4 protein-coding genes are annotated in these 2,958 nt (G+C 69.0%); 1 reads left to right on the top strand and 3 read right to left on the bottom strand.

Annotation, left to right across the window (positions count from 1 at the left end):
- Positions 1–90 precede the first annotated feature (90 nt).
- The gene (locus V7053_RS05840) at positions 91–630 is read left to right on the top strand and encodes an NUDIX hydrolase (RefSeq protein WP_334171327.1); all 540 of its coding nucleotides are present in this window, start codon (positions 91–93) and stop codon (positions 628–630) included.
- Between the two features lie 52 nt (positions 631–682).
- On the opposite strand, the gene V7053_RS05835 is transcribed toward V7053_RS05840, so the two are convergent.
- The 3 genes from V7053_RS05835 to V7053_RS05825 form a co-directional block, all read right to left on the bottom strand.
- On the bottom strand, positions 683–1,201 hold the full coding sequence (locus V7053_RS05835; RefSeq protein WP_334171326.1) for an A24 family peptidase: 519 nt from the start codon (positions 1,199–1,201) through the stop codon (positions 683–685).
- Between the two features lie 46 nt (positions 1,202–1,247).
- Positions 1,248–2,567 carry a PhoH family protein gene (locus V7053_RS05830; RefSeq protein ID WP_334171357.1) on the bottom strand — a complete coding sequence of 440 codons (1,320 nt, stop codon included), beginning with the start codon at positions 2,565–2,567 and terminating at the stop codon, positions 1,248–1,250.
- 259 nt (positions 2,568–2,826) lie between these two features.
- On the bottom strand, positions 2,827–2,958 hold a 132-nt coding region (locus V7053_RS05825; RefSeq protein WP_334171356.1), incomplete at its 5' end, for an undecaprenyl diphosphate synthase family protein.

The raw sequence follows: 2,958 nt of genomic DNA, 5'->3' as shown, positions 1-2,958 counted from the left end.
TCCGCGCGACGTCGCCCGTCGTCGTCCGCGCGCCTGCACTAGCCGGCCGCTCCCGAGCGGGCGAGCAGCCGGAGTCGATACGCTGGGGCAGTGCCTACCCCCGAATTCATCCTCACCCTGCGCGACATGATCGGCGTCCACCCGCTGTGGCTGCCCGGCGTCAAGGCGGTGGTGACCGACGACGGCGGGCGGCTGCTCCTCGTCCGCCGGGCCGACAACGGACGCTGGACCGTCCCCGCAGGCATCGTCGAACCCGGTGAGGAACCCGCGGCGACCGCAGTCCGCGAAGTGCTCGAGGAGACTGGGGTCACGGTTCGGGTCAGCCATCTCGCCGGTGTCGGCACGACCGCTCCCGTCGTGTACCCGAACGGGGACCGAGCCCAGTACCTCGACGTCGTGATGGCGTGCGTGTATGTGAGCGGCGACGCGCGGGTCAACGACGACGAGAACCTTGACGTCCGCTGGTTCGAGCTCGATGCCCTGCCGGACCTGCCTCCCCTGCACCGTCGCGCGGTCGAGTGGGCCCTCGACGTCGACCGTGCCGCGCACTTCGTCGATGCCTCCACAGGGGTCGACGCCTCCACAAGCGTCGATGCCTCCACAGGAACGGCCCGCACCCAGCAAAGATGACGGCGCAACGAGGGGGCGGAACGCGGGGTTACGAGGCCACCGGAACGCGGGGTTACCCAGGCAGCAGGAGCGCTAGGGCGGCGCCCACCAGCATGAAAGGGCCGAACGGTATGGCGGTCTTGCCGGTCGCGCGCCGCAGCACGATGAGCACGAGCCCGTAGAGGCCCCCGAGCAGGAACGCGGCCGCGGTTCCCCACAGGAGATGCTCCCAGCTGAGGTATCCGAGGTAGAGGCCGAGGACGCCGGCGAGCTTCACGTCGCCGAAGCCCATCCCGGCGGGGTACACGACCCGGAGCACAAAATAGACGGCCCACAGCACGGCGCCGCCTCCGAGCACCCGCACGACCGCTCCGCCGTCGAACGCAGCGCCCGACGAACCGATCGCGGCGGCGATCGCCAGCGGCACGGCTGCCCAATAGCTCGGCAACACGATTCGGTTCGGCAGAAGGTGGCTGCGGATGTCGATCACGGCGAGGCGTGCCGCCATCCAGACGAAGTACGCGAGGCAGGCCAGGACGAGCCAGAACGCGACCGGGCTCGTGTGCCAGAGCTCGGGGAGTCGGAGGGTCACACTTGGACCCTATCCGACGACTCCCCTCACTCCGTGGCAATTCCCCCTAGATCTCGGCCCGCTCGAGCAGTTCGGTCACCAGCGCCGCGATGGGCGAGCGTTCGGACCGCGTGAGGGTCACGTGCGCGAAGAGCGGGTGGCCCTTGAGCGTCTCGACGACGGCGGCGATCCCGTCGTGCCGCCCGACCCGCAGGTTGTCGCGCTGGGCGACGTCGTGCGTCAGGACGATCTTCGAATTCTGGCCGATCCGGCTCATGACCGTGAGCAGGACGTTCTTCTCGAGGGACTGCGCCTCGTCCACGATGACGAACGAGTCGTGGAGCGACCGTCCGCGGATGTGGGTGAGCGGCAGGACCTCGAGCATCCCGCGGTCCATGACCTCGTCGATGACGGCGGGGCTGGTGACGGCACCGAGGGTGTCGAAGACGGCCTGGCCCCACGGGTTCATCTTCTCGGCCTCCGTGCCGGGCAGGTAGCCCAGCTCCTGGCCGCCCACGGCGAAGAGCGGCCGGAACACGACGACCTTCTTGTGCTCGCGCCGCTCCATCACGGCCTCGAGGCCCGCGCACAGCGCAAGTGCCGACTTGCCCGTTCCGGCCTTTCCGCCGAGCGAGACGATGCCGACGGCGGGATCCATGAGGAGGTCGATCGCGAGGCGCTGCTCCGCTGAGCGTCCATGGAGGCCGAACACGTCTCGGTCGCCGCGGACGAGCCGAACCTGCTTGTCGGCCCCCACCCGCCCCAGGGCCGAGCCTCGCGGGGACATGATGACGAGTCCCGTGTTGACGGGCATCTCCGCGGCCTCCGGCAGGAAGACCGGCTCGTGGCCGTACAGCGCCGAGACCTCGGCCTCGCTCGCCTCGATCTCCGCGACTCCGGTCCACCCCGAGTCGACGATCTGCTCATTGCGGTACTCATCCGCGTCGAGCTGCATCGCGGAGGCCTTGACTCGCATCGGAAGGTCCTTCGAGACGACCGTGACGGTACGCCCCTCGTTGGAGAGGTTCTTCGCCACTGCAAGGATCCGCGCGTCGTTGTCGCCGCTGCGGAAGCCGGCGGGCAGCACCTCCGCCGAAATGTGGTTGAGTTCGACGACGAGGGTCCCGCCTTGCGCACCGAGGGGAATCGGGTTTCCGAGGCTCCCGTGCTCGAGGCGGAGATCGTCGAGCAGGCGCAACGCCTTGCGCGCGAAGTAGCCCAGCTCCGGATCGTGGCGTTTCGCCTCGAGCTCGGTGATCACAACAACCGGGATCACGACCTCGTGCTCCGCAAAGCGCAGCACGGCCCTCGGGTCCGACAGCAGCACGGAGGTGTCCAGCACATAGGTCCGCCGCGCGAGCGCGGCGGTGGGCTCTTCGGACAGCATTCCAGTGGTCGTCACGTCGACTCCAGCCCCCGGGTTTCCCCGGCAGTCTCCAGTTCCTTCCGGCTCGGCCGTGAGGCCGGGCCGGCCTCCTGGAGCAGCTGCAAAGCAACGCCCAACTCGGCCTCCCCGCTCGGGAAGCGGATGCCCCCCGATGCCGCCACATTACGCCGCCAGAGGTTGCCGGGAAATGAACGTGGCGGGCATGTTGCCTGAATCACAGTGATTCATTGTTCGGCTGCGCCAGCGGGGAGGACGCCGGTCAGGCGCCGAAACGGCGCTGGCGCCCGGCGTAGTCGCGGAGGGCCCGCAGGAAGTCGACCTTGCGGAAGTCGGGCCAGAGGGCCTCGCAGAAGTAGAACTCGCTGTAGGCGCTCTGCCACATGAGGAAGCC

The organism is Sinomonas sp., assembly GCF_036848755.1.
Lineage (GTDB): Bacteria > Actinomycetota > Actinomycetes > Actinomycetales > Micrococcaceae > Sinomonas.
Note: the sequence above shows the minus strand (reverse complement) of the source record. Positions and strands in the feature narration are given on the sequence as shown.

Coding starts and splice junctions, on each gene's coding strand:
- V7053_RS05830 (WP_334171357.1), bottom strand. CDS start 2,567: ATGCTGTCCGAAGAGCCCACCGCCGCGCTCGCGCGGCGGACCTATGTG.